This window comes from Nocardia sp. JMUB6875 (genome assembly GCF_041154655.1).
Classification (GTDB): Bacteria; Actinomycetota; Actinomycetes; order Mycobacteriales; family Mycobacteriaceae; genus Nocardia.
This window is the reverse complement of sequence record NZ_BAAFGR010000328.1, coordinates 1-3,633: the sequence shown is the minus strand read 5'-3', so window position 1 is coordinate 3,633 and position 3,633 is coordinate 1. Positions and strand designations below refer to the sequence as shown.

Below are 3,633 nucleotides of genomic sequence, written 5' to 3'. Positions count from 1 at the left end.
ACCCCGCCCCCGCCCTCGGCCCCGGTGGTCGTCACCACGGTGGTCGCGCCCGCGCCCGGCTGTAAGTCGTAACCGGCCGCCGTCGCTCCCGTATGGCATCATCAAATGGAACGTGTTCCATTTCGACCGCCGAGGCGGGGTGCCGGGAGGCCTTCGATGACGAACCCCAAAGTGGACCTGACCACGCCGAATTCCGAGTCTCGCCGCGGCCGCCGACTGTCGCCGCGCATCTCCCGGCTGACCGAGGTGCCGCAGGGCTCGATGGTGGAACTGCCCGGCCGCGGCACCACCTACGTGGTGGATCTGCCGGGCCCGACGCCGGATTCGCCGACCGTGCTGCTGTTGCACGGCATGGCCACCACCGCCATGCTCAACTGGTTCCCGAGCCTGAAGGAGCTCAACGAGCGCTACCGCGTGGTCCTGTTCGACCAGCGCTGGCACGGCCACGGAATCCGTTCCGAGCGTTTCGATCTCGATGATCTGGCCGACGACGTCATCGCGGTCGCCGATGCGGTCGGCGTCGAACGCCCCATCCTCGCGGGCTATTCCATGGGCGGGGTCATCGCCCAACTGACCACGCACCGCCACCCGGACCGGGTGGGCGGGATGGTGCTGGCCGCCACCACCTACCGCTTCCAGGAGACGCGCCGCGAGCGTGCCTTCCATCGCACCTGGGCGGCCACCGCGACCATGTTCTCGGAATGGTCGTTCCGCCGCGCCGAACTGCGCCGCGACAAGCTTCCGACGCTGCCGGAATCCTCCTGGCCGGTGGGGCGCATGGATCGCTGGGCCATGGCGGAATTGCGGGCCACCAGCGGCTGGGCGCTGACGCAGGCGCTCGTGGTGCTGGGGCGATTCGATTCGTCGGAATGGATCTCGACGCTGAAGGTGCCGACGGCCGTGGTCATCACCACACGGGATCGGGCCCTGCCCGTCTTCCGTCAGCTGGAAATGGCGAAAGCGATTCCGGGAGCGGAGATCTTCCTCGCCAAGGCCGGTCACGCGGCCTGTGCACTCGAGGCGGACGTCTTTGTCCCGGTGTTCCTCGAGGCCGTTCAGTCGGTGGCGGATCGTTTGTAGCTCAGGCCTTCTCGCGGGCGGCCTTGAGCAATTCGGTGATCACCTCGGGAATGGCGTCGGTGATCTTGTCGACATCCGGCACCAATTCCTGACAGGCGATGAAGCCGAAATCCAGGTGGCCGTTATTGGAGATCACCGTGGCGGTCAGACCCGCGCCGTGGAACACCGGCCCGAACGGGTACATCGAGGCCACTCGCACGCCCAGGAAGTACATCGGGAAATTGGGGCCGGGCACATTCGACACCACCAGGTTGTGCACCACCGGGTGATGCTCGGCCAGCTTGAACGAGGAATACGCCCGCGCGGCCAGCTGGAAGGTGTTGGGCGGCGCGTACTTCGCCCAATCCTGGAGGAAATCGGCGCCGATGAGGTTGTGCTCCTCCTTGGCCCCGCGATTGTCCTCGGCGATGGCCTGCATGCGCGCCACCGGATTCTCGATATCGGTGTAGAGCCGCGCGAAGATGGTCGAGACCTTGTTGGTGCCCTCCTCGTGGCGTGAGGTCTCGTGCGTGGACACCGGAACCGAGGCCATGAGCGAGGTTTCGGGCAGTTCGTCGTGCAGTTCGAGGTAGCTGCGCAGCGCACCGCCGACGACCGCCAGCACCACGTCGTTGACCTTCACGCCGAAGGCCGACTTTATCTCCTTGATATCCGACAGCTCGGTCTGCACGAAGGCGATGGAGCGATGCGGGGTGATTGCTCGGTTGAACGGCGTGCGGGGCGCGGTGAAAGGCAATGGCATGCCGCGGGATCCGGTGCCGCGCCGGCGCTGAACCAGACCGCCCAGAATGCCAACGGTCTTGGGCACCATGCCGATCAGGCCCAGCTTGCCCGGGAACTTCAGCAGCGCCTCGGCGGCCAGCTGCAGGTCGTTGGGTTCCGATTCGGCCGCAACGGTTTCCGGCGCGGGCGGAGCGTAGCTCACGCCCGGCTCCACATCGCACAGGTGCATCATCATATTGGTGCCGGTGATGCCGTCCACGATGGCGTGGTGGTACTTGGAGATGACCGCCACCTTGCCGTGCGGCAGGCCCTCGACCACCCACATCTCCCACAGCGGGCGGGAGCGGTCCAATGGGCGTCCGGCGATCTCGGCGGCCACGTCGGCCAGCGCCTTGTCGGGCGCTCCGCCCGGCAGGGTCAAGCGTCTGACGTGGTAGTCCAGGTCGAACGTCGAATCATGCACCCACACCGGATGATCGAGGTTGAACGGCACGGCGTGTAGTCGGCGCGTCATGGCGGGAATGAGGTGCAGCCGCCGCCCGAGTTCGGCCTTGAAGGCCTCGTGCTCGAAGCTCGCCCCGTCCGCGGTGGGGTCGAGTATCAGCATTGCGCAGACGTGCAGCAGTTGAGTGTCTGTTTCGAGATAGAGGAAGCTCGCGTCGAGCCCGGTAAGTCGTTCCATACCAACACACTATGAGAACTGGTTGCATTTTGCGCGCCGTTCGCGGTGTGCTCCGGATCCCTTTCGATGCCGTTTCGTTGCCTCAAAATAGCACGTAGATAACAAGTTTCATGATGAAACGGTTGGGTACCAATCAGGTGACTCTCCAGTAGAATTCGTTGCCGCTTCCTTCGACCGTTCCTACCTTGGGTCACATAGCCCGGTGATCAGTCTCTAGTCAATGACAAGAGTCACCGGGCTTCTCACAACGACGTGAGAGGTGAGGACAATGGGCGACCGGAAGGTGCTGCTGCCTGGAAGATGGCTGACGGCTTGGGGATTGGCGGCGGCGACGATCGCCGCCGCGACGGTGTTCACGTCACCGGCGACGGCCCACGCGGACGGCTGCGCCGCCGTGGACGTCGTGGTGGCAAGGGGCACAGGCGAACCCGGCTGGCTCGGCGATGAGATCGGCGATCCGCTCTACGGCCTGCTGGCGGACCGGTTGCCGTTGTCGACCACCTCGTACCGCGTGAACTATCCCGCCGACTACAGCTTCAACGTCGGCGCGGGCAGCGCGGATCTGGTGGGCCACATGACCGCTCAGGCCGATGCCTGCCCCGGCCAGCTCTTCGTCCTCATCGGCTACTCGCAGGGCGCGGCGGTCGTGCACGCGGCGCTGGGCACCGGCGCGGTGTCCTGGTACCCGGGCAGCGTCCAGCTCCCCGGCTACCTCGGTGGTCGCGTCGCCGCGGTCCTGCTCTTCGGCGACCCGGTGCGCGGCCTGGGCTGGAATGTCCCCGGCTGGTTCCTGTCCCGCACCGGAGACTGGTGCACCGGAGGCGATCCCGTCTGCGGATCCGGCACCGACGCCAATGCCCACGTGGCCTACGGCAGCGACCTGGTGGACGCGGCGAACTTCGCCGCCGCCCACCTCTGACCCGGGAGGGGCGGGCCCGGCCCTCGGGCGGTTTCGACGGACACATCCGAAACCCCAGGGCGGGTCCGGGTACTCGCGGCCGGTGGGGGCGTCAGATGCTAGGGCATTTGGGGCCTCTGTCCCACCTCCGGCCCCGCGGGTACCGAAGGGTTCGGCCCGGCGTGCTGTTCCACGCCGGGCCGACCTCTGTTGTGGGGGAGGGGGTTACCAGTGCAGGCCGGGGATGCGG

3 protein-coding genes are annotated in these 3,633 nt (G+C 66.7%); 2 read left to right on the top strand and 1 reads right to left on the bottom strand.

Annotated features, from left to right (window positions below; all coding sequences use genetic code 11):
* Positions 1–156: 156 nt before the first annotated feature.
* A complete protein-coding gene (locus tag ACAM49_RS39240; RefSeq protein WP_369640583.1) occupies positions 157–1,080 on the top strand; it encodes an alpha/beta fold hydrolase in 924 nt (307 codons plus the stop codon).
* 1 nt (position 1,081) lies between these two features.
* On the opposite strand, the gene ACAM49_RS39235 is transcribed toward ACAM49_RS39240, so the two are convergent.
* Positions 1,082–2,485, bottom strand: a complete 1,404-nt coding sequence (locus tag ACAM49_RS39235; protein ID WP_369640582.1) for a wax ester/triacylglycerol synthase family O-acyltransferase — start codon at positions 2,483–2,485, stop codon at positions 1,082–1,084.
* A 268-nt stretch (positions 2,486–2,753) separates the two neighbouring features.
* Here ACAM49_RS39235 and ACAM49_RS39230 point away from each other — a divergent pair, with 268 nt between their 5' ends.
* A complete protein-coding gene (locus tag ACAM49_RS39230) occupies positions 2,754–3,404 on the top strand; it encodes a cutinase family protein (RefSeq protein ID WP_369640581.1) in 651 nt (216 codons plus the stop codon).
* The last annotated feature ends 229 nt before the right edge of the window (positions 3,405–3,633 follow it).